Raw genomic sequence first — 17,232 nt, forward strand, 5'->3', positions numbered from 1 at the left:
CAGGCCGGCGAAACGGCGAATTTGTCCGGGCAGGCGGCAGCGCCAAGCGCGCCAAAACCGGGAACCTCCGAAGTGATGCCGTTTCCCGACTGGGCGAAGGTGCTTTCCGAGCTGCAGCCGCACAACGGCGCGCTCTACGGCGCGATGATCGATTCGCGGGCGTATACGAGCGGCGACCTGATGCTGATCGACTGCGCGAACGACATGTTCCGCCAGCTTTTACGCACCAGCATCGCGGCAAAGGAGAGCTTGCGTGACGCGATCCTCGCGGTCACCGGCCGCAAATACAATCTGGGACCCTATAATCCCCAAAAGCACACCGTCGCCCAGAAAACGGACGACCCGCTCGAGGGACTTTTGAAGAAGGCGAGCGAACTGAACGTTCCGCTCGAACTCAAGTAAACAATATTGGGAGGAATCATAAAGATGAAAGCAAGGCTTCCGAAAGGCATGGGCGGCGGCGCCCCGAACAATATGAACGCAATGATCCGTCAGGCGCAGAAGATCCAGGAGGATATGCGCAAGAAACAGGAAGAACTGGCAGAGATGGACTTCAAAACCACCGCTGGCGGCGGCATGGTGGAAGTGACCATCAGCGGCAAGAAAGAGCTCAAGGAGCTGATCCTCAAACCGGAAGTGGTCAATCCGGACGACATCGAGATGCTGCAGGACCTGATCATGGCTGCGGTCAACGAAGCGATCCGCACGGTGGAGGATACAACCAACGCTGAGATGGACAAAATCGCGGGCGGGCTGAACGTTCCGGGCGTGGTTTAACCTTTCAAAGAGATGACATACAATGTAATACCACTGACAAAACTGATCGAACAGTTTGAACGGCTACCCGGGATTGGCCGCAAAAGTGCGCAGCGCCTGGCGTTTCATGTCCTGTCGCTGCCGCGGGAGAAGGCGCAGGAATTTGCGGATGCGATTTTGGAAGCGCATGACAAGATTAAGAAATGCAAAATCTGTCAAAGCTTAACCGAGAGCGAGGTCTGCCCGATCTGTTCGGATACGGCCCGTGACCGCGGCATCGTCTGTGTGGTGGAAAACTCCCAGGACGTGATCGCTTTTGAGCGCACCCGTGAATATCATGGGCTTTATCATGTGCTGCATGGGCTCATTTCCCCGATGGACGGGGTCGGGCCGGATCAGCTCTACATCAAGGAACTGCTTTCCCGCATGGGGTCCGGCGAGATCGCCGAGGTGGTCATGGCCACCAATCCGACCGTCGAAGGCGAAGCCACCGCGATGTATATCGCGCGGCTTTTAAAACCGATGGGTGTGAAGGTGACCCGGCTTGCCTATGGCATTCCGGTGGGCGGGAATCTCGAATACGCGGATGAAGTGACCCTTTACCGTGCGCTCGAAGGCAGAAGCGAGATATGAGGGAATTTGGATGTCAAAACTAGAAGGACGCGGCGCCGAGGAACTCAAACGGATTGTCAAGTTCGGGATCACCGGCGTGGGGAACACGTTGGTGGATATGGCCGTCGGCGCGCTGCTTTTGTTTCTCGGCGTGAACGTCTACGCATCGAAATGCGTGGGCTACTGTGCCGGGATGCTCAACAGCTACCTGATCAACCGGAAGTGGACCTTCCAGACGAAGGACCGGTTCTTCAGCCTGCAGATGGTGCGTTTTATCGCCACCAACCTGATCGTTTTAGCGGTCAGTGTGGTGCTCATCAAGGTGTTTGTGGAATTTTTGGGGCTGAGCGACCTTTTCGCGATGTTGCTTTCCACCTGCTGCACGATGGCGCTCAATTTCATCATCAGCCGGCTGTGGGTATTCAAATGACAAAACTGCGCATCCGCGCATGACAGAAGGAGGGGAGCCTATTGGAACGCGCTTCCACCAAAACGATCACCTTAAACCGCAAGGCGCGGCATGAATATTTTGTGGAGGACAGCTTTGAAGCCGGGATCGAACTCTGCGGCACCGAAGTGAAATCGTTGCGCAAAGGCTCCTGCAACCTGAAGGACAGCTGGTGCGACATCGATCACGGGGAGCTTTACATCAAGCAGATGCACATTTCCCCCTATGAGCAGGGCAATATCTTCAACCGGGATCCTTATCGGCCGCGAAAACTCCTGATGCACCGGCGTGAGATCGCCAAACTTGCGGCGCTCGTGGCTCAGCAGGGTTATACGCTGATCCCTTTGTCTCTCTATTTCAAAGATTCCAAGGTGAAGGTGCAGCTGGGACTCTGCAAAGGCAAAAAACTGCACGACAAACGCGACGATATGGCACGTCGCGATGCGCAGCGCGACATTGACCGTGCTCTGCGCGATAGACAAAGAAATTAATTTCTGCTATAATGATCCGGAGGATGACTGCCATCCTCTTTATGGGGTCGTAAAGGTTTCGACGGGGATTCTGAAGTATGAGTAGCGAGTAGAGGAGCATGACCTCTATAAAACATGACGTTTTTAAAGTAAACGACAACGATACTTTAGCTTTTGCGGCTTAATTAAGCCGTCGTCCTACCGCGGAGTACCACGGCCGCGGATAGGGCGTCGATTAGTGGTGAACGATCTTGCGGAGCGGCCTCGTACGCATGATTGTATCAGGGGATACCGAGCTGCGTAGCCTGTCGGCTGGCGACGCGGCAAGGGAATTTTAAAGAACCGACTGCACTCGGAGAAACTTATATGGACGGGTTTTCGGACAGGGGTTCGATTCCCCTCGGCTCCACCACTTACATCCGAGTATCTTTCCGAACCTTCCCTTGCAGGAAGATCGGAAGGGTACTCGGAATTTTTATTGTGCAAAATAATATTTAGATTGATTGTCACGTCGGCAGAGTCGTCGTAACAAATTACCTTGTCCACAAATATTTCAATCGCTTCCCGCTGCGTAGAAGTTGGGAGTGTGGAAAGATTTTGATATTTTTTGAGTGACGCAACGATATTCTCCAAAGGCATAATATCCCTGTTGGATTCATTTTCGCTTTTATGCAGTTCTTCCAAAAGCTCATTTTTTAGAGTTTCCAGTTCCACCAATCGCCCTTTAGTGGTTGTGGTAAATATGCCGCTTTCGATAGCCTGCATAATATTATCGATTTTAGCAGATACGTCGGTCAGTTTGCTTTTTAAGAATTTCTGACTATCTGAAATTTCGGCTTTCGATTTCTCCTGCGAATCAAAAAGTTTTTGCGCAACCTCCGGGAGTTTCTTTTCTGAAAACACTTCATTTTCTAAATATTCGATAACTGTAGACTCGACACGGTGGCTGGCAACAGCCCGCTTGTCGCAAGTGCGCTTTCTTTTTCTGGTAGCGCAGACATAAAAATAGTCGTAGCTACCTTTTTTATTTCTGGCGCTCTCTCCGACCATAGATCCGCCGCACTTCCCACAAACAACTTTTCCAGACAAAAGATAATCATGCTTTGCCTTGCCCGCACCGGGCCGACCAACGTTCGTTCTTTTCTTGTTTTGCACTTTGTAAAAAAGATCAGTGTCAATGATAGCCGGTATTCCACCTGGAATGCGAATAATTTCTTCGTCGGCTTTGTTTGCGTGGGTATTTCGCGGCCCCGATCGTCCATAGCTGGCAGAACGATTGTAAATAAAATTTCCTATATATTTTTCGTTCCTAAGAATATCAGATAAACTATTTTTACCAAAGCTTGTACCGCGTTTCGTTTTATATCCCAACGAATTTAAGCGATCAATAATTTTAGAATATCCCTCGCCGTTGGCGTACATTGTGAAAATGATCTTTACCGCCTCAGCTTCATGTTCGTTAACGATATAGGTATTATCGGATGCGAGGTCATAGCCAAGGGGAGGGGTTCCTCCTGTATGCTTGCATTGAAGGGCTGTTTCCCGCAAGCCTTTCATAGTTTCACGCGCGAGATTCTTTGAATAATATTCACTCATTCCTTCGAGCACCGATTCCAAAATGATGCTTTCGGGGCTGTCGTCAAGATTTTCCAACACAGAGCACAGACGAATTCCGCAGCGCTTCAATTTTCTTTTATAATAGGCGTGGTCGTATCTGTCCCGGCTGAACCTATCCAGCTTATGGATAATCACTGCCTCAAAAATGCTATCTTCTGCATCGTTCATCATCCGCAAGAACTCGGGGCGCTTGTCGCTGGTCGCAGACTGCGCCTTATCCGCATATATTTTGATAACTTCAAGATCGTGCTTTTCTGCATAGTCTTGACAGGCTCTCACCTGTGCGTCGATACTTTCATCCCTCTGGTTGTCCGAACTAAACCGGGCATAGATTACTGCCTTTTTCATAATACCCTCCAAAATTTTCAGAACGATTACTATATCTGTTAAATGCTAAACCTGATTCAGCACAATGTCTTGTGTCAATCCCTAAATCCACCAATATTATTTGCCATTATCGTGTAAAACTTCCATTGACGAATAACAACTGTTAGTAGTAAAATCAAATCACAAAAGAACATACGTTCTACATTTCAAAGAAAGGATTGACGACATGAGCAAACAGAGCTATAAAGACATCCAAAGTGATGCGCCTGCACGCCATATTTCTATCCACGCGCCCCGTGGAGAGAGGCGCGACACGTACCGCGATGCTGATAACTTAATGCCCTTGACCGACACAGAACGAGAATGGCTTATTGCGGTTGGCAGGGCACAACATAAACGGCATTCAGACGTTACTTATCTTTTGGCGGTTCTGGAGGAATATCTAGAGCTTTCAGAAGATTCAGAGCTCGTTTTTGATCTTCCGGAGAATGACTGCGGAACCAAATAAGAGCTTCACGCATTTCAGGATTCTTCAAAAGCTCGTCGTCCTCTGTGGCGGCGGGCTTGTTTTTTATGTCTGTATTGCCCAGGAGATAATCGGTCGACACGCCGAAGTATGCTGCTATCTTTTGGACAGTATCAGATTTAGGAACCTTCCCTATCCGCCAATTTGTTACATTGGATTTGCTTATTCCTAGATCCATAACCAGCTTCGTTGGGGTAATGCCAGCATCAGAACATAATGAACTGAGAATATCAAAAAACATGGGCGAACCTCCATATTGACGAGTTCGATTTAGAGAACTATAATATAATTAACAACACACAATTCATCCACGCGGAAAGGAGTTTGGAATATGGACAACAGAAAAGGGCGCTGCCCTGATTGCGCCAACTGCCCCAGCAATGATACATGTCGCCCCTCCGAAGAGGATCGTAAGAGACTGCAACAGTTATTTGATCAAGAAGAACAAGAGCCAGAAGAACAAAAACCCAAACTATCGTTCCCCGAGAAACATCCTGATTTCCCACTTTACCTTGCGCTGATAGCGTTAATAGCTTCTATTGCTGACCCTATTTTCAGGGCCCTAATAGGCTACTGATTGCTTGACTTCGAAAGGTGGTAATAACTTGCTTAAAAGATTAAACCGTTTCTTTGATGAACGAAGCGACACGGAAAATATGGTATTCGCTACAATCATTACCACAATTAATATTGTGATGATCATATTCCAAGTGCTGTTTTTAACAATCCTAGCGCCGCGATTAATACACTTATTGCTGTTAATATGCAGCACATAACACCCGCCTTCGCGGCAACGCTAGAATCTCTAGATGATTTTTCTTGTATCTTTGCAGAATGCAGATTTTCTAGGTATTCCATTATTGCATGCTTTCCTTCAAGAGAAATCGAAAATGTCGAACCGTTCCGTATGACGGAAGCATCCCCGTTAAAATGATGGTTAATGTAATCGGCCTTTTCAAGCGCATATAAAATTTCCTTTAACTCTAATTCGTCTACTTTTGGAAACCTTTCCTTTATGTCAGGGAAAGCTAAATTTTCATCTGATATTGTTTGTAAAATTGAATAGTATGTTTTGTCAAGATACATTCTGTCACCCCTGGCCCCGCTTCGGCGGGGCTTTTCATTTATGCCTATAGAATATGGATACCCACACAAAAGAGACAATCCATAATGACCCCAAGTAAGTCGCAACAAGTCCCAAAATATGAACCCAGGAAAAGTTTATTGTCGCTACAATCGCCATAGCTATTAAAACTATAATCGATAGGACAGACAGAATAAATTTAACCACCTGGCTAAAAAATGCGCCTCTGCTTACCGTTGCAATTGAAGCCACAGAAGCAGTTATGCAAACCGATATATAGATTAAAGGAATAGACATGATTACACCGTCCTTTTTTGCGTTATCCCATGAAGTTTATATTTTTTGCAAACCAATCAGAATATTTCCAATATTGTTCTTCCGTGGTAATTAAATCTCCGTTTTGATCTCGCCAATTTAAATCTTCTATCATTTCATCCCGGAAAACCTGCCGCAAAGATTCGACCTCTTCGGCGGTATACATCACAGAGATAGAATCTAACAGATCGCGGTTGGCCTGGGACAACTCGTCACATTCTTTTTGCAAGGGGTCTAATTGGTTTTGTAAATCTGTGGCGAGAAAATAATAGTTTTCGGCGGCAGCGTAATTATAGTTGTTTAAATACAGGATATAGCCAAAGGCCGCGACGGTTAGAAGCAATATTAACATAAAGGTTCGAAACTTTAAAAATCGAGCTTTGCCAGATTGGTTAATAATCAGATAGCCTTTTCCGGCAAAACGATATTGCCCGCAGCTTTTACAAAATTGATAATCATCGTCATTGTCAGCTCCGCACTTCCAACATTTTGTCATGGATATGCCCTCCCGCCATTTCGCTATCATTGATTCATTTTAGTTTCGAATAGATTCAAGAGAAAAATTGCCAAAGTTATCTAACGCTTTCGATATGTCTCATAATAAAATTCCCCTGTGGATCTTTTAAAGCGAGAACGCCGCTTTCAAACAATTCTTGTAGCAAGTTCGCGTCAAATAATACAGATGAATATAGTATTTTTCTTACCTTACTCCACCACACATTAACTCCAATCATGGCCCCTAAAACAGATATGAACATACACAGCATCCAATTGGGTGCAGAAACAAATAAACAGATAGAAGAAAGCACCAAGACAACCGATAGGGAAATTAGGCCTTCGTGATAAAAGACGGTAACGATGATTGAAAGAAGAAAAAATGAGATGTAGACCCATGAGAGCTTTAAGACAAATATTGCTACGGACAAAAAACCGATGGAGCATAAATAAGGTAAAAACATTAAAAGTCTTGCGTTTTTACTGAGATAGCAAGCGGCATCGTTCATGCGTGATCTAGCATAACTGCTAAATATTACCCGAACTTCCCCCGCCTTAATACTTCTTTGCATTTCAAGGAACGATTCAAAAGGAGTTCCGACCAAAGAATTTTCCATGCTTCAAGCCTCCGTCATTTTTACTACATTTGTTGAAAATAATTGTTCATACAGCTAAAGTTCTCTAAATCGTACCAAAACTCTTGACTGGTTCGATTTGGAGAACTATAATATAACTAAGCTATTAAACCCCACAAAAAACCAAGCCCCTCACTGGAGCGGTTATTCAGTTGGTTGGCACTTACAGAATAACATGTTTTTCGCGGTCGTTCAATAGCTTTTCTCACAAAAATAAAAGCAACATTTGCGCAGATTGTGAGAAAAACCCGTTTACGCTGCAATAAAGCTGCCGCAAAGGCACGATCTCACGGGCCAAGTGTTTTTGTCTGCTTCGCGGGCGTGGTTAACCCGCTTATGCGTCAACGAGATTTTAAGTGACGTGCGGATACCGTGTGGTGCGAGGTATGTCTTTACGGCAACTTTATTGCAGCGTGGGCGATGACAACAAAAAGGAGGTGTTTACCATCGTATCAGATTACTTTCTGGCTGAAATTGACCGTCAAAAGCGGCTGCAAAAATTGACCTATCGCGATATCGCGAAAAAAGCCGGAATCAATTATGGCACAATGCGCAAGTTCATGTGCGGCACATACAACGGCGATAACGAGCGAATCGCGGATCTGATCGCAGCCGCCCTAAAGATTGAGAGGTGAAGAAAGTGGGAACGGAAAGCTGTATGGAACCCGATGTGTACACAAAGAAAATCAGGGTTTTGCTGGACTTGAAAACCGGGAAGGTTTTACGTGAAGAGCTCATAGACTGCGAGCCATACCCAAACACAATGCGGCTTTTCGCGGAATGTCTTGTCCGACATGGATTCTTGGAGAAGATCAAGGAAGAATCCACGGCATGATGAATGTATCAAAGCTGTTTATCCGTCTGCAAACCGAATGGCAGGATAGGCAGGAACAGGAAGCAAAGATCAAATGGCTGGAAGGAGAGCAACATGTTTTGGAAATCCCTGAGAACTCAAAACGAAAGGTTAAAAGCCGCTGGGAAAGCGCTCGCAGAAAAATACAAAACACTTGAAAAGGAAAACGACGAGTTAACAGCTAAAGCAAGGTCGCTAGAAGGTAATCTCAACTCCCTGAAAAACGTGGTAAAGGTCTGTAAAGAACAGAAGTTTTGCGAGGTTTGCAAGTTCGGGGCAAGGCGAAAATGGAATGTATATATCCCTTTTGGCGGAATGCACGAATGCAGCGAAATGATATGCCTTAAAAATGTTTCATGCGAAGATTTTGAGAAGCAAGAGACTTGACGGACAAGCACCCCAAAAGAAAAAGGATGGTGAAAGTGAACTACCTAAAAAAACTACGCGGACAGCGCCCACAAAGAGAACTTGCCCGCACCCTGAAAATTCGCGTCCCGGACTACTCCCGATACGAAACCGGCAAAGCGAACCCCACGCCGGAGCAGATGAAGGATCTATGCGAATATCACCGCTGCAACGTCGGAACGCTCTATGACCGTGAAGATTGGGACTATGACCTTATCGACCCCGTAAAGCCCCGTGAGACGCGCAGAAGCGGGAAGGGGACAGGGATATTAAAATTCTCCGTGCGGCTCACAGAGGGGCTTGCAAACCGCATTCAGGAGCAGTGTAGGACATCGGGAATGACGCAGGCGCAATACCTGAAACGCTGTGCTGACCTGATGGACAAGGAGTTGATCTCACATGAAGCTCTGCGACCATTACAAGAATGAATACTCCTGTCTGACCTGTCCATATCCGGCAGATGCGCTACCTTGTGAAGAAAACGAACGCAGGATACAGAGCGAGCGGGATCGGTAATCCCGGAAAAGGCATTGGGAGGATCGGACGGAATACCATCGCAAATATTATGCGGCACACCGGGAAGAAGTGATTCGTAAAAACCGGGAGCGGCGGCAGAAAAGGAGGACAAGCATGACGGCGGACGGATTGTTTTGGATGATGCTTTTCGCGGCGTTTTGCCTGTATCTGGCGGTCAGCGCAGCGATCGTAGAGGATTTGATACCGAGGATAAAAAAGAAACGCCCTGCGAGGCTGGCACCTCGACAGAGCGCAAACAATGGAAATTGAAGATACGTTTATTAAAACACGAAAGGCGGGAAAAGTCAAGTGCTGCGGGATCTATTGTTGGAACCGCCGACCAGAACGCGGCAGCAGGAGCGGGCGAATGACCTGATCTGGGAATACCGGGATCTGTATGCGTCGCGGTTTGACTATGAGGACGACCGCCTCCCGGCAGAAAGGCAGGAGAGGCTTGACTTTATCCGTCTGGAATTGGAAGAAATGGGCTATTGCCTGTAAGGAGGACGTTATGCTGGACAAAGTATTTGAAGCACTGAACGCGGCGCTGGCTGAGAGAGACAGCAAGATAGATTATCTTCGCTGGAAGGTTGCAGAACTGGAAAGAAAATACGGGCCGGAGCCCGATAAAAATGAAGAACGGAGTTGATTTCTACACGACCGGGCACGCCGTTGTAACCGTTCATTTCCCGGAGGATCGGACGGTCTGCATGTGGTGCCCATTCTGCCTGCGGGACGCACGCAATCCATCCCGCAAGGTCTGTATCATTACGGATGAACCCATTGTATACGAAGAATATGGACGGGGTGGGAAATGCCCCTTGAAATTTGAAAGTGAGGAATAACCATGCCAATCATTGCAAGCGCAAAATCCGGCGGATCGTTTGAACCTGTTTCTGAGGGCGTACATATTGCCAATTGTATCTCCATCATCGACCTTGGGGATCAGTATTCCGAGAAATACGACAAAACTCAGCGAAAAGTGCTGCTCACATGGGAAGTGACGGACGAGACAATCGAGATTGACGGGGAGGAGAAGCCGCGTGTTATCAGCAACGAATACACCCTTTCCCTGAGCGAAAAGGCGAACCTGCGGACGCATCTGGAGGCATGGCGCGGCAAGAACTTCACGCAGGAGGAGTTGGACGGCTTCGACCTGCAAAACGTCCTCGGCAAGCCCTGCCAGCTCTCTATCGTTCACAACGAGCGCAACGGGAACGTCTATGCCAACATCAAAAGCATCATGTCTATCCCCAAAGGGATGCCGACTCCGCCAGTCGTTAGCGAACTCGCCTATTTTGCCCTGGACGACGCCGCGAGCCTTTCGTTGATAGACAAGCTTCCGCAGTGGATTCAGGATAAGATCAAAAAATCCACAACCTACGGAACGCTGGTGAGATGTCAGAGCGTCCCGAAAGGCGCGGACTATGGGCCGGTTGACACGGATTCCTCCGACCTGCCATTCTGATGGATACTGAAGCGAAGATACTCTCCTTTGGCGGCGGAAAGCTGGTTTTGGAGGCGGATAAACGCCTCCTGCACGAAGTCGTCGAGCATCAGGTGAAAACGGTGCGGCTGGTGGTCCCGGACGGCAGGAGCATCAGCCCGCGCCAACGCAACAAGATTTTCGCATTGTCAGGGGACATTGCGGACTTTGTGGCCGGAATCCGGCACAGCGATAAACGCAGGCAGCACGAATTCTTGTGCGCCTTGCAGATGAACTATCTGCTCGACATCTCGACGGATTCTGTTCGCAGGAAGCTGACCTATCATTATTGCCAGCTCTGTGGGATCGACCTGTTCAGCTTATCCGATGGGGCGCATAATGCGGCAGACATGTCAACGGCCCGGGATTTCATCGACTGGATGATCGAACTCTGTATCGAGTATGGAATTCCCTGCATGGACACGCTTCTCAATCTATGTGAGGACACGCAGCGGTATCTGTACGCCTGTGTAATGCACCGGACATGTGCCGTTTGCGGAAAGCATGCGGATATCCACGAATGGGATCGCGTGGGGATGGGCCGCGACCGGGAAGATATCCACCATGAGGGCCAGCGGGTGCAGCCGCTCTGCCGGGAGTGCCACAATGAGGTGCACGCAATGGGGCAGGAGCCATTTGATAAGCTCCATCATATCACCTGGATTCAGCTGACAGAGGAGATGTGCAGGAAACTCGGGTGGAAAGCATAGGAGGACAAGATGGAAAAACCGAACTATTATGCGGTGCTTCCGGCATGTGTCCGGTACGACGACCGCCTCAAACCCGCCGAAAAGCTGCTGTTCGCGGAGCTCACAAGCCTATCACAGGCAGAAGGATATTCCTGGGCCAGCAACGGTTATTTTTCGAGGCTCTATAAAGTGTCGAAGGAAACCGTCTCACGGTGGCTCAGTCATTTACAGGAGTGCGGGTACATAAAAGTCAGCGTCGATCAGCAGGCGGGGAATGGCCGCAGAATTATCGTTTTTGATCCCGTTTTGGATCAGGGGGTATTGACAAAAAGATCAATAGGTATTGACGAAAAGATCAAGACCCCTATTGACAAAAAGATCAACCATAATAATACAAGTATTAATAATAAAAAAGAATATATATATGGCTTCGACGATTTTTGGAAAGCCTATCCGAAAAAGATTGCAAAGCAGGACGCTTTGAAAGCATATCAAAAGCTGAAAGCCGACAGCGCCTTATTGGATAAACTCCTGAATGCGCTGGAGAGGCAGAAACAAAGCCCGGCTTGGAAAAAGGACGGCGGACAATATATTCCGCATCCGGCGACATGGCTGAATGGGCACAGATGGGAGGATGAAATCCCAAAGAGCGAAGAAACAGGGAGGTGGCGCAGCCTTGATTAACCCAAACAAAGAAGCGGAGCAGGCAGTGATCGGAGCAATCATCATGAGCCCGGAAACGGTTCTGCCGGAGGCGGTTTTACAGATTGGCCTGGAAGATTTTCAGATCGTGGAGTATCGCAACGTCTATGCGGCCTGTAAGGCGCTTTATGACCTCAATAAGCCGGTGGATGTGCTCACGGTGCTGGGGAGGCTGGATGAGGCGTACAAGCCCCTGATAGCCGAAGCGTGCGCGGCGGCCCCGACCGTCAAAAACTTTCAAAGCTATATCGGGCTGGTGAAAAGCTCGGCACGCCGGATTCGGGCATACCGAGAAGCACAGTCCCTGGAAGCGGCCCTGCTGGAAGGAGAAGAACTCGATGAATGCCGGACGCTTGCGGTGCGGGCGAACGAAGCACTCAATGAGACGGATGCAAAGACTGAGCTTTCCGCAAAGGATCTGTTCCTGCGTTTCTACGAAACCAAGATGAAGCCAAAAACCTATATCAAGACCGGGATTTCACGGCTTGACCGGCTTACATACATTGACCGGGGGGACTATGTGATCGTCGGCGCACGGCCTTCTGCGGGCAAGACGGCGCTGACTTTGCAGCTGATGCTTACAATGGCACGAACAATGAATGTGGTTTATTTCAGTCTGGAAACGTCCGGCATGAAGCTGATGGATCGGATTGTGGCGAACTTCACGAGTACGCCGCTGTCATCGATTAAGGAAGGAACCGTGACTGACTGGTCAAGGATCGCGGAGGCGTACGACCGTTTCAAAAACCTGCGGCTGTTTGTCGTGGAGGCGGCGGGCTGGACGGTGGCGCAGATTCGCGCGAAGGCGGTGCAGCTGCGGGCAGATGTGATCTTTATCGATTATCTTTCGCTCATAAAAAGCGAAGGGAAGGGGCTTTATGAGCGGGTCACGAACATCTCGATGGATCTGCACACGATGGCGCAGCAGTCGAAAATAACGGTTGTGGCGCTGTCCCAGCTCAATCGGGAGGGAAAAGGAGAACCAGACATGACAAGCCTTCGAGAATCCGGGCAGATTGAACAGGACGCGGACGTGATATTACTGTTACACGAGACTGACCGGGAACAGCAAAACTCAGACCGCAAGCTCATTATCGCAAAAAACAAAGAAGGTTCAACAGGATACATCACGCTTTCGTTTACAGGGGAGTTCCAGCGGTTCTGCGAGTACGAGACGAGGTACGAAGAATGAACAGCCGCCAAAAAGGAGCCGCAGGGGAGCGGGAGCTTGCCCGGAAACTGCGTGACCTGGGATATGATTGCAGACGCGGTCAGCAGTACAGCGGAGCCAATGGGGATGCCGATGTTGTGGGACTGCCGGGAATCCATATCGAGTGCAAACGGGTCGAGCGGCTTTGCATTGAGGACGCTATAGCGCAGGCAAAGCGGGACGCACGGGAAGGCGAAATGCCTGTTGTGATGCACCGCAAGAATCACTGCGAGTGGTTGGTAACAATGCCACTTGACCAGTGGATCGAAATTTACCGAGAATGGGAGGCGGGATAATGAAAAATGCTTACGCTGTAAAGTTGCAGCAACGAAAGGCAGCGGAACTTCATGAGGCGACGACGGAGGGCTTCGACTTTGCCTTAAACCTATGCGCCGTGGCTCTGAACAATATATTTGGTTTTGGCGACGAGCGGCTCACGCGGCTTGAAAATGAAGTGACCCGGATACTAGAAGAAGATTTCGCGAGTGACATGGAAAAGGCCTCTTACGGGCTTAAAAACCGCGTAAAACAGATCCGGAGAATCTCATGAAACGCCATAAACCAAAACCAAACCGCCCGGCGTAGCAGGGAGAAAGGATAGATCATGAAAAAAGAATTACCACGAATTTGTTACATACTCGGCGGAGATGAAACGCCGCTGGAAATAGGCGAAAAATTTGAGGTTAGATCAGATTCTGACACACTTTATACGCGAGCCTACATAGAGGAGGATGGAACTGTATACGGCAGACCCGACGTAGCGATCCCAGGATGCCATCTTTGCCAACTCATCCAAGGCGAGCTAAAGATCATCCGCCGCCCGCACTACACCGAGCAGGATATCGTAATCATGCACGGGAGAGTAGCGGAGGGTACGCCGTGGGTTGCGCGTGACGATGACGGAGATTTGGAGGCATACAAAGAAAAACCGGAAAGACTCAAGATCGGATGGTACACAGATGATGATTATTACGATATCAATAATGATTTGCTGTCGTGGATCAAACCCGGCGAGTGTGTAGACCTGAGGGAGATATTGGATGAGGTGGATAAGGATGGATAAAAAGATACTCGATGTGACATGTGGATCTCGCACGATGTGGTTCGACAAGCACCATCCAGCTGCTATCTATTGCGATAAGCGCCGGGAGGAATATCGCAATCTTTGGAAAAACGCTGGGAATTGCGTCTTGAATATCCACCCGGATATCCTATGTGATTTTACGGCGCTCCCTTTCCCGGACAATTCGTTCGCCCTGGCCGTTTTTGATCCGCCCCACCTCACGGGGGCCAAAGAAACCGCGTGGCTGGTTAAAAAATACGGGAAGCTGGATGATAATTGGCCGCAGATGCTACATGACGGTTTTGCCGAATGTATGCGGGTGCTGAAACCAGATGGGGTGTTGATCTTTAAGTGGTCGGAATACGACATCGCAGCGGAAAAAGTCTGGAAAGCAATTGGCCAGAAACCGTTATTTGGACATCACAGTGGAAAGAAGTCCCAAACATTTTGGGGATGCTTTATGAAGCTGGGGGTGGACGGGCATGAATAACCTGACAAAAGAGCAAATAGACCGGGCAATCAAAAGCTGTAAGTGTCGAATTGAATCTTATCGTGAGCATCTTAAAATGCCGAATCATTGCGGCAAGAGCAGGTGCGAGCATTCCATTGAGATTGAGCTTGTTAAAATTGCTGCCTTACAAAATGAGCGGGAACGGAATGAGCGGGAACGGCTGGAAGGGTGCAAATATTGCTTGAACGAAGACGTGCTCACTTTTGATGATGACTATAATGAGCTTGACGGAGCGCCAGCGCACTTTTGCCCCATATGCGGGCGCGATTTGCGGGAGGTGAAATAGATGGAGTGGATCAGCGTAAAGGATAGGCTGCCAAAAGAAATTAAATGCAACGGTACGGTTTTAGCGACAGATGGAGTGACTGTTATTACAGCCCCGTCGAGCAGTGTAACCGCAAAGGGGGCAATTACCCACTGGATGCCTTTACCCGAACCACCAAAGGAGGAGCACTGATGGCTGAATACATAGAGCGGGAAGCGCTGTTTGGCGCAATAGGGCAGCGCCATGAGATTGACGGAAATCACCGGGCTGCGCAAATTTTAGAGTGTATTTTAGAGGCTCCCGTCGCCGATGTCGCGCCGGTAGTGCATGGTCGGTGGGAACCTTATCAGGTAGAGTGTGGAAACCCATTTTCCGGACGGGAAGGAATGCTGATAGATGTATTAAGATGTTCAAAATGTCACGCTTATTTTGACGCGGGTGAAGCGCTAAATTACTGTCCCAACTGCGGTTGTAAAATGCGGGAGGGAAAGGAAGGTGAGAAACATGACGACCAGTGAAGCAATCAAGTGGTTTGAACATCGAAAGAGCGGCAGTACAATACCCGGTGCAAGGATGGTTTTTGATATGGCGCTCGAAGTTCTGCGCGAGAAAGCAGCCCGCGAGAACCCGGAGCCACTGACGCTGGAGGAACTGCGGCAGATGGACGGGGAACCTGTGTGGGCTGAATTTGATAAAAAACCAAATTGGAAGGGTTATCGCCTTGTAAAATGGGACGATCAAATAAACGCCGTCCGCCTTTGGGACAATTTGGGTGCATGGTATGACACACGGAACGGCTACGGCGGAACATGGCGAACCTACCGCGAGAAACCAAAGGAGGAATGACTTCTGGAACGACTAACTATCAGCAAGAATCCCATGTGTGAGGTTGAATATTGTAATCACGAAAACTGTATGTCCTGCTGGGGGATGAAGGTAACTAAAAAACTGGCCTACTACGAGGACATCGGCACGGCAGAGGAATTCGCCGCGCTGAAAAAGGCCCATGACGACGGGCGGTTGGTAGAGTTGCCAATAATCGCTATGATAGAGCAAACACTCGAAAATGGCAAATTTAAAAACAGCGCGAAAGCGCGAGCGTATAATGGCCGATACGCCGTAGTTTATATTGACAAAAGCAAATGGTCAACACCTCTAATAGATATCTGCGGCAGTACCCCATACCGGATCGACGAAGCGGTTGACAGAATGGCCGCGCTGAAAGAAAAGGAGACTGGAACCGATGTACACCAGCAAGACGATTGAGGAGTTTCTTTCCTTTCTCCGGGACAGCGCTCAGATTTATCACATCCGGCGAGCAGAACAGGAGGAACAGGAGAAAATTACCCAAGACATCCTACACTCATTAGAGCTGGACAACCTCAATTATCGGGATACCGCAAAAGCCGCCACAAGGCTCCGGGAAGCCCGCCAGAAGCGCAGAAACGCCAAAGACGCGGCGGAAGAACTTGAACCCATAGAACAATATGTCATAAATAATCAACCTGAAATAAAGGCCTTGGAGCGGCTCCTTGGAGATGTGCGCAAGGTGGAACGCAAACACGAAAACAGAATTTATATACCGAAATCGCAAAAGGAGGCTACCCATGATTAGCGCAACATCCGATGTTCTCTTTGCCCTTTCCTGCTTTATTCTTGCGGGCTTTGCGCTGACAGTCGGCAGGGTGATCGCGGAGCTGCTGTTCGGGGGCTTATTCAGACAGCAGAAAACAGACGAGGACAAGCCATGAGGGACCAGACTATCAAGGCCGACGCAGGCAAGCCTCAGATCCATCTTGTGCCGCCGCAGATCATTCGGGACATAGCAGAGGTCAGAGCCTACGGAGTAGCGAAGTATGGCGATTCTGACAGCTGGAAGGAAGTAGAGCTTGACAGATACATAGACGCTTTGATGCGTCATGCGTTGGCGTTTATGGAGAATCCGGAAAGCAAGGATAACGAGAGCGGAATATCTCATTACAAGCATATGGCTTGCAATTTGGCATTTATCTGCGAATTAATGAAAGAAAATGATGTATGGGCAATGGCGCAAAAAATGAAAGAGCATATTAGTATTACAAAAGATGCAACTTGCAATTTGGAGGGATATATGCTATAATGGAGGTATAGAGATATATGATTGTAAACGGGTGGGTACGTTGCCCAAAGTGCCACAAAAAGCTGTTCCCCTGTTACAATATATTTGCCTCGGAAGAGTGGCAGCCAGCTACGAGCCGAGGCATCTCG

31 protein-coding genes, 1 other RNA gene and 2 pseudogenes are annotated in these 17,232 nt (G+C 48.6%); 29 read left to right on the forward strand and 5 right to left on the reverse strand.

The window, feature by feature from the left end; genetic code table 11:
• The 6 genes and pseudogenes from DWV16_RS19185 to ssrA form a co-directional block, all read left to right on the forward strand.
• Positions 1 to 402 (forward strand): annotated as a pseudogene (locus DWV16_RS19185) (hypothetical protein); the annotation flags it as partial.
• Positions 403 to 426: 24 nt separating this feature from the next.
• Positions 427 to 777, forward strand: a complete 351-nt coding sequence (locus DWV16_RS17465; protein WP_066454900.1) for a YbaB/EbfC family nucleoid-associated protein — start codon at positions 427 to 429, stop codon at positions 775 to 777.
• Positions 778 to 789: 12 nt separating this feature from the next.
• Positions 790 to 1,389 (forward strand): recombination mediator RecR, encoded by a 600-nt coding sequence (gene recR, locus DWV16_RS17470; protein ID WP_066454903.1) that lies wholly within the window; start codon positions 790 to 792, stop codon positions 1,387 to 1,389.
• A 10-nt stretch (positions 1,390 to 1,399) separates the two neighbouring features.
• The gene (locus tag DWV16_RS17475; protein ID WP_118480676.1) at positions 1,400 to 1,798 is read left to right on the forward strand and encodes a GtrA family protein; all 399 of its coding nucleotides are present in this window, start codon (positions 1,400 to 1,402) and stop codon (positions 1,796 to 1,798) included.
• 41 nt (positions 1,799 to 1,839) lie between these two features.
• Entirely contained in the window at positions 1,840 to 2,307 is a 468-nt protein-coding gene (smpB, locus tag DWV16_RS17480) for an SsrA-binding protein SmpB (RefSeq protein ID WP_066454909.1), read from the forward strand.
• Between the two features lie 43 nt (positions 2,308 to 2,350).
• Positions 2,351 to 2,698, forward strand: a transfer-messenger RNA (tmRNA) gene (gene ssrA / locus DWV16_RS17485).
• Between the two features lie 512 nt (positions 2,699 to 3,210).
• Here ssrA and DWV16_RS17490 read toward each other — a convergent pair.
• Positions 3,211 to 4,251: pseudogene (locus tag DWV16_RS17490) on the reverse strand (recombinase family protein); the annotation flags it as partial.
• Between the two features lie 389 nt (positions 4,252 to 4,640).
• Positions 4,641 to 4,997, reverse strand: a complete 357-nt coding sequence (locus tag DWV16_RS17495; RefSeq protein WP_066454915.1) for a helix-turn-helix domain-containing protein — start codon at positions 4,995 to 4,997, stop codon at positions 4,641 to 4,643.
• 90 nt (positions 4,998 to 5,087) lie between these two features.
• Here DWV16_RS17495 and DWV16_RS17500 point away from each other — a divergent pair, with 90 nt between their 5' ends.
• Positions 5,088 to 5,333: a hypothetical protein gene (locus tag DWV16_RS17500; protein ID WP_066454917.1), complete on the forward strand. Its 246-nt coding sequence runs from the start codon at positions 5,088 to 5,090 to the stop codon at positions 5,331 to 5,333.
• Between the two features lie 122 nt (positions 5,334 to 5,455).
• Here DWV16_RS17500 and DWV16_RS17505 read toward each other — a convergent pair whose 3' ends face one another.
• From DWV16_RS17505 to DWV16_RS17515, 3 genes are all read right to left on the reverse strand, one after another.
• Positions 5,456 to 5,842 carry a hypothetical protein gene (locus tag DWV16_RS17505; RefSeq protein ID WP_066454918.1) on the reverse strand — a complete coding sequence of 129 codons (387 nt, stop codon included), beginning with the start codon at positions 5,840 to 5,842 and terminating at the stop codon, positions 5,456 to 5,458.
• Positions 5,843 to 6,159: 317 nt separating this feature from the next.
• Positions 6,160 to 6,651 carry a zinc ribbon domain-containing protein gene (locus tag DWV16_RS17510; protein ID WP_066454920.1) on the reverse strand — a complete coding sequence of 164 codons (492 nt, stop codon included), beginning with the start codon at positions 6,649 to 6,651 and terminating at the stop codon, positions 6,160 to 6,162.
• Positions 6,652 to 6,727: 76 nt separating this feature from the next.
• The gene (locus DWV16_RS17515) at positions 6,728 to 7,267 is read right to left on the reverse strand and encodes a hypothetical protein (protein WP_066454923.1); all 540 of its coding nucleotides are present in this window, start codon (positions 7,265 to 7,267) and stop codon (positions 6,728 to 6,730) included.
• Positions 7,268 to 7,671: 404 nt separating this feature from the next.
• Here DWV16_RS17515 and DWV16_RS17520 point away from each other — a divergent pair, with 404 nt between their 5' ends.
• The 22 genes from DWV16_RS17520 (at position 7,672) to DWV16_RS17620 (ending at position 17,104) form a co-directional block, all read left to right on the forward strand.
• Entirely contained in the window at positions 7,672 to 7,920 is a 249-nt protein-coding gene (locus tag DWV16_RS17520; RefSeq protein WP_118480678.1) for a hypothetical protein, read from the forward strand.
• Positions 7,921 to 8,116: 196 nt separating this feature from the next.
• Entirely contained in the window at positions 8,117 to 8,296 is a 180-nt protein-coding gene (locus DWV16_RS18920; protein ID WP_147349491.1) for a hypothetical protein, read from the forward strand.
• Between the two features lie 264 nt (positions 8,297 to 8,560).
• Positions 8,561 to 8,971: a helix-turn-helix domain-containing protein gene (locus DWV16_RS17535; RefSeq protein ID WP_158572964.1), complete on the forward strand. Its 411-nt coding sequence runs from the start codon at positions 8,561 to 8,563 to the stop codon at positions 8,969 to 8,971.
• A gap of 397 nt (positions 8,972 to 9,368) precedes the next feature.
• A complete protein-coding gene (locus DWV16_RS17540; RefSeq protein ID WP_118480682.1) occupies positions 9,369 to 9,560 on the forward strand; it encodes a hypothetical protein in 192 nt (63 codons plus the stop codon).
• Between the two features lie 10 nt (positions 9,561 to 9,570).
• On the forward strand, positions 9,571 to 9,708 hold the full coding sequence (locus tag DWV16_RS19190) for a hypothetical protein (RefSeq protein WP_158572965.1): 138 nt from the start codon (positions 9,571 to 9,573) through the stop codon (positions 9,706 to 9,708).
• A complete protein-coding gene (locus DWV16_RS17545; protein WP_066453587.1) occupies positions 9,692 to 9,904 on the forward strand; it encodes a hypothetical protein in 213 nt (70 codons plus the stop codon). Before DWV16_RS19190 ends, DWV16_RS17545 begins: the two co-directional genes overlap by 17 nt.
• A gap of 2 nt (positions 9,905 to 9,906) precedes the next feature.
• Positions 9,907 to 10,527 carry a phage replication initiation protein, NGO0469 family gene (locus tag DWV16_RS17550; RefSeq protein WP_118480684.1) on the forward strand — a complete coding sequence of 207 codons (621 nt, stop codon included), beginning with the start codon at positions 9,907 to 9,909 and terminating at the stop codon, positions 10,525 to 10,527.
• Entirely contained in the window at positions 10,527 to 11,255 is a 729-nt protein-coding gene (locus DWV16_RS17555) for a putative HNHc nuclease (protein ID WP_118480686.1), read from the forward strand. Before DWV16_RS17550 ends, DWV16_RS17555 begins: the two co-directional genes overlap by 1 nt.
• 9 nt (positions 11,256 to 11,264) lie before the next feature.
• Positions 11,265 to 11,918, forward strand: coding sequence for a helix-turn-helix domain-containing protein (locus DWV16_RS17560; protein WP_066453595.1), 654 nt, complete (start codon positions 11,265 to 11,267; stop codon positions 11,916 to 11,918).
• Complete coding sequence (locus DWV16_RS17565) at positions 11,911 to 13,128, forward strand: DnaB-like helicase C-terminal domain-containing protein (RefSeq protein ID WP_158572966.1); 1,218 nt, start codon at positions 11,911 to 11,913, stop codon at positions 13,126 to 13,128. Before DWV16_RS17560 ends, DWV16_RS17565 begins: the two co-directional genes overlap by 8 nt.
• A complete protein-coding gene (locus DWV16_RS17570) occupies positions 13,125 to 13,442 on the forward strand; it encodes a hypothetical protein (RefSeq protein ID WP_118480690.1) in 318 nt (105 codons plus the stop codon). Before DWV16_RS17565 ends, DWV16_RS17570 begins: the two co-directional genes overlap by 4 nt.
• Positions 13,442 to 13,696, forward strand: coding sequence for a hypothetical protein (locus tag DWV16_RS17575; RefSeq protein ID WP_066453599.1), 255 nt, complete (start codon positions 13,442 to 13,444; stop codon positions 13,694 to 13,696). Before DWV16_RS17570 ends, DWV16_RS17575 begins: the two co-directional genes overlap by 1 nt.
• 54 nt (positions 13,697 to 13,750) lie before the next feature.
• Positions 13,751 to 14,209: a hypothetical protein gene (locus tag DWV16_RS17580; protein ID WP_118480692.1), complete on the forward strand. Its 459-nt coding sequence runs from the start codon at positions 13,751 to 13,753 to the stop codon at positions 14,207 to 14,209.
• Positions 14,202 to 14,699, forward strand: a complete 498-nt coding sequence (locus DWV16_RS17585; RefSeq protein ID WP_199719801.1) for a methyltransferase domain-containing protein — start codon at positions 14,202 to 14,204, stop codon at positions 14,697 to 14,699. The genes DWV16_RS17580 and DWV16_RS17585 overlap by 8 nt, the downstream gene beginning before the upstream one ends.
• Complete coding sequence (locus DWV16_RS17590) at positions 14,692 to 15,006, forward strand: hypothetical protein (RefSeq protein ID WP_118480696.1); 315 nt, start codon at positions 14,692 to 14,694, stop codon at positions 15,004 to 15,006. The genes DWV16_RS17585 and DWV16_RS17590 overlap by 8 nt, the downstream gene beginning before the upstream one ends.
• Positions 15,007 to 15,177 (forward strand): DUF551 domain-containing protein, encoded by a 171-nt coding sequence (locus DWV16_RS19910; protein ID WP_118480698.1) that lies wholly within the window; start codon positions 15,007 to 15,009, stop codon positions 15,175 to 15,177.
• Entirely contained in the window at positions 15,177 to 15,503 is a 327-nt protein-coding gene (locus DWV16_RS17600; protein ID WP_118480700.1) for a hypothetical protein, read from the forward strand. The genes DWV16_RS19910 and DWV16_RS17600 overlap by 1 nt, the downstream gene beginning before the upstream one ends.
• The gene (locus DWV16_RS17605) at positions 15,490 to 15,831 is read left to right on the forward strand and encodes a hypothetical protein (RefSeq protein WP_118480702.1); all 342 of its coding nucleotides are present in this window, start codon (positions 15,490 to 15,492) and stop codon (positions 15,829 to 15,831) included. Before DWV16_RS17600 ends, DWV16_RS17605 begins: the two co-directional genes overlap by 14 nt.
• A gap of 84 nt (positions 15,832 to 15,915) precedes the next feature.
• Positions 15,916 to 16,251: a hypothetical protein gene (locus DWV16_RS17610; protein ID WP_118480704.1), complete on the forward strand. Its 336-nt coding sequence runs from the start codon at positions 15,916 to 15,918 to the stop codon at positions 16,249 to 16,251.
• Complete coding sequence (locus DWV16_RS17615; RefSeq protein ID WP_118480706.1) at positions 16,229 to 16,600, forward strand: hypothetical protein; 372 nt, start codon at positions 16,229 to 16,231, stop codon at positions 16,598 to 16,600. The genes DWV16_RS17610 and DWV16_RS17615 overlap by 23 nt, the downstream gene beginning before the upstream one ends.
• Positions 16,593 to 16,736, forward strand: coding sequence for a hypothetical protein (locus DWV16_RS19195; RefSeq protein WP_158572967.1), 144 nt, complete (start codon positions 16,593 to 16,595; stop codon positions 16,734 to 16,736). The genes DWV16_RS17615 and DWV16_RS19195 overlap by 8 nt, the downstream gene beginning before the upstream one ends.
• Positions 16,733 to 17,104 carry a dATP/dGTP diphosphohydrolase domain-containing protein gene (locus DWV16_RS17620; protein WP_118480708.1) on the forward strand — a complete coding sequence of 124 codons (372 nt, stop codon included), beginning with the start codon at positions 16,733 to 16,735 and terminating at the stop codon, positions 17,102 to 17,104. The genes DWV16_RS19195 and DWV16_RS17620 overlap by 4 nt, the downstream gene beginning before the upstream one ends.
• Positions 17,105 to 17,232: the final 128 nt, after the last annotated feature.

This window comes from Anaerotruncus sp. AF02-27 (assembly GCF_003465835.1).
Taxonomy (GTDB): domain Bacteria; phylum Bacillota; class Clostridia; order Oscillospirales; family Ruminococcaceae; genus Anaerotruncus; species Anaerotruncus rubiinfantis.

Excerpts from the sequence above, each read along its gene's own strand:
- DWV16_RS18920 (WP_147349491.1), top strand. The coding sequence starts at position 8,117 with ATGATGAATGTATCAAAGCTGTTTATCCGTCTGCAAACCGAATGGCAG.
- DWV16_RS17570 (WP_118480690.1), top strand. The coding sequence starts at position 13,125 with ATGAACAGCCGCCAAAAAGGAGCCGCAGGGGAGCGGGAGCTTGCCCGG.
- DWV16_RS17505 (WP_066454918.1), bottom strand. The coding sequence starts at position 5,842 with ATGTATCTTGACAAAACATACTATTCAATTTTACAAACAATATCAGAT.
- recR (WP_066454903.1), top strand. The coding sequence starts at position 790 with ATGACATACAATGTAATACCACTGACAAAACTGATCGAACAGTTTGAA.
- DWV16_RS17515 (WP_066454923.1), bottom strand. The coding sequence starts at position 7,267 with ATGGAAAATTCTTTGGTCGGAACTCCTTTTGAATCGTTCCTTGAAATG.
- DWV16_RS19195 (WP_158572967.1), top strand. The coding sequence starts at position 16,593 with ATGATTAGCGCAACATCCGATGTTCTCTTTGCCCTTTCCTGCTTTATT.
- DWV16_RS17510 (WP_066454920.1), bottom strand. The coding sequence starts at position 6,651 with ATGACAAAATGTTGGAAGTGCGGAGCTGACAATGACGATGATTATCAA.
- DWV16_RS17495 (WP_066454915.1), bottom strand. The coding sequence starts at position 4,997 with ATGTTTTTTGATATTCTCAGTTCATTATGTTCTGATGCTGGCATTACC.
- DWV16_RS17605 (WP_118480702.1), top strand. The coding sequence starts at position 15,490 with ATGACGACCAGTGAAGCAATCAAGTGGTTTGAACATCGAAAGAGCGGC.
- DWV16_RS17615 (WP_118480706.1), top strand. The coding sequence starts at position 16,229 with ATGTACACCAGCAAGACGATTGAGGAGTTTCTTTCCTTTCTCCGGGAC.
- DWV16_RS17610 (WP_118480704.1), top strand. The coding sequence starts at position 15,916 with ATGAAGGTAACTAAAAAACTGGCCTACTACGAGGACATCGGCACGGCA.
- DWV16_RS19910 (WP_118480698.1), top strand. The coding sequence starts at position 15,007 with ATGGAGTGGATCAGCGTAAAGGATAGGCTGCCAAAAGAAATTAAATGC.
- DWV16_RS17600 (WP_118480700.1), top strand. The coding sequence starts at position 15,177 with ATGGCTGAATACATAGAGCGGGAAGCGCTGTTTGGCGCAATAGGGCAG.
- DWV16_RS17620 (WP_118480708.1), top strand. The coding sequence starts at position 16,733 with ATGAGGGACCAGACTATCAAGGCCGACGCAGGCAAGCCTCAGATCCAT.
- DWV16_RS17500 (WP_066454917.1), top strand. The coding sequence starts at position 5,088 with ATGGACAACAGAAAAGGGCGCTGCCCTGATTGCGCCAACTGCCCCAGC.
- DWV16_RS17545 (WP_066453587.1), top strand. The coding sequence starts at position 9,692 with ATGAAGAACGGAGTTGATTTCTACACGACCGGGCACGCCGTTGTAACC.
- DWV16_RS17580 (WP_118480692.1), top strand. The coding sequence starts at position 13,751 with ATGAAAAAAGAATTACCACGAATTTGTTACATACTCGGCGGAGATGAA.
- DWV16_RS17585 (WP_199719801.1), top strand. The coding sequence starts at position 14,202 with ATGGATAAAAAGATACTCGATGTGACATGTGGATCTCGCACGATGTGG.
- DWV16_RS17475 (WP_118480676.1), top strand. The coding sequence starts at position 1,400 with ATGTCAAAACTAGAAGGACGCGGCGCCGAGGAACTCAAACGGATTGTC.
- DWV16_RS17465 (WP_066454900.1), top strand. The coding sequence starts at position 427 with ATGAAAGCAAGGCTTCCGAAAGGCATGGGCGGCGGCGCCCCGAACAAT.
- DWV16_RS19190 (WP_158572965.1), top strand. The coding sequence starts at position 9,571 with ATGCTGGACAAAGTATTTGAAGCACTGAACGCGGCGCTGGCTGAGAGA.
- DWV16_RS17560 (WP_066453595.1), top strand. The coding sequence starts at position 11,265 with ATGGAAAAACCGAACTATTATGCGGTGCTTCCGGCATGTGTCCGGTAC.
- DWV16_RS17520 (WP_118480678.1), top strand. The coding sequence starts at position 7,672 with ATGTCTTTACGGCAACTTTATTGCAGCGTGGGCGATGACAACAAAAAG.
- DWV16_RS17550 (WP_118480684.1), top strand. The coding sequence starts at position 9,907 with ATGCCAATCATTGCAAGCGCAAAATCCGGCGGATCGTTTGAACCTGTT.
- DWV16_RS17575 (WP_066453599.1), top strand. The coding sequence starts at position 13,442 with ATGAAAAATGCTTACGCTGTAAAGTTGCAGCAACGAAAGGCAGCGGAA.
- DWV16_RS17590 (WP_118480696.1), top strand. The coding sequence starts at position 14,692 with ATGAATAACCTGACAAAAGAGCAAATAGACCGGGCAATCAAAAGCTGT.
- DWV16_RS17555 (WP_118480686.1), top strand. The coding sequence starts at position 10,527 with ATGGATACTGAAGCGAAGATACTCTCCTTTGGCGGCGGAAAGCTGGTT.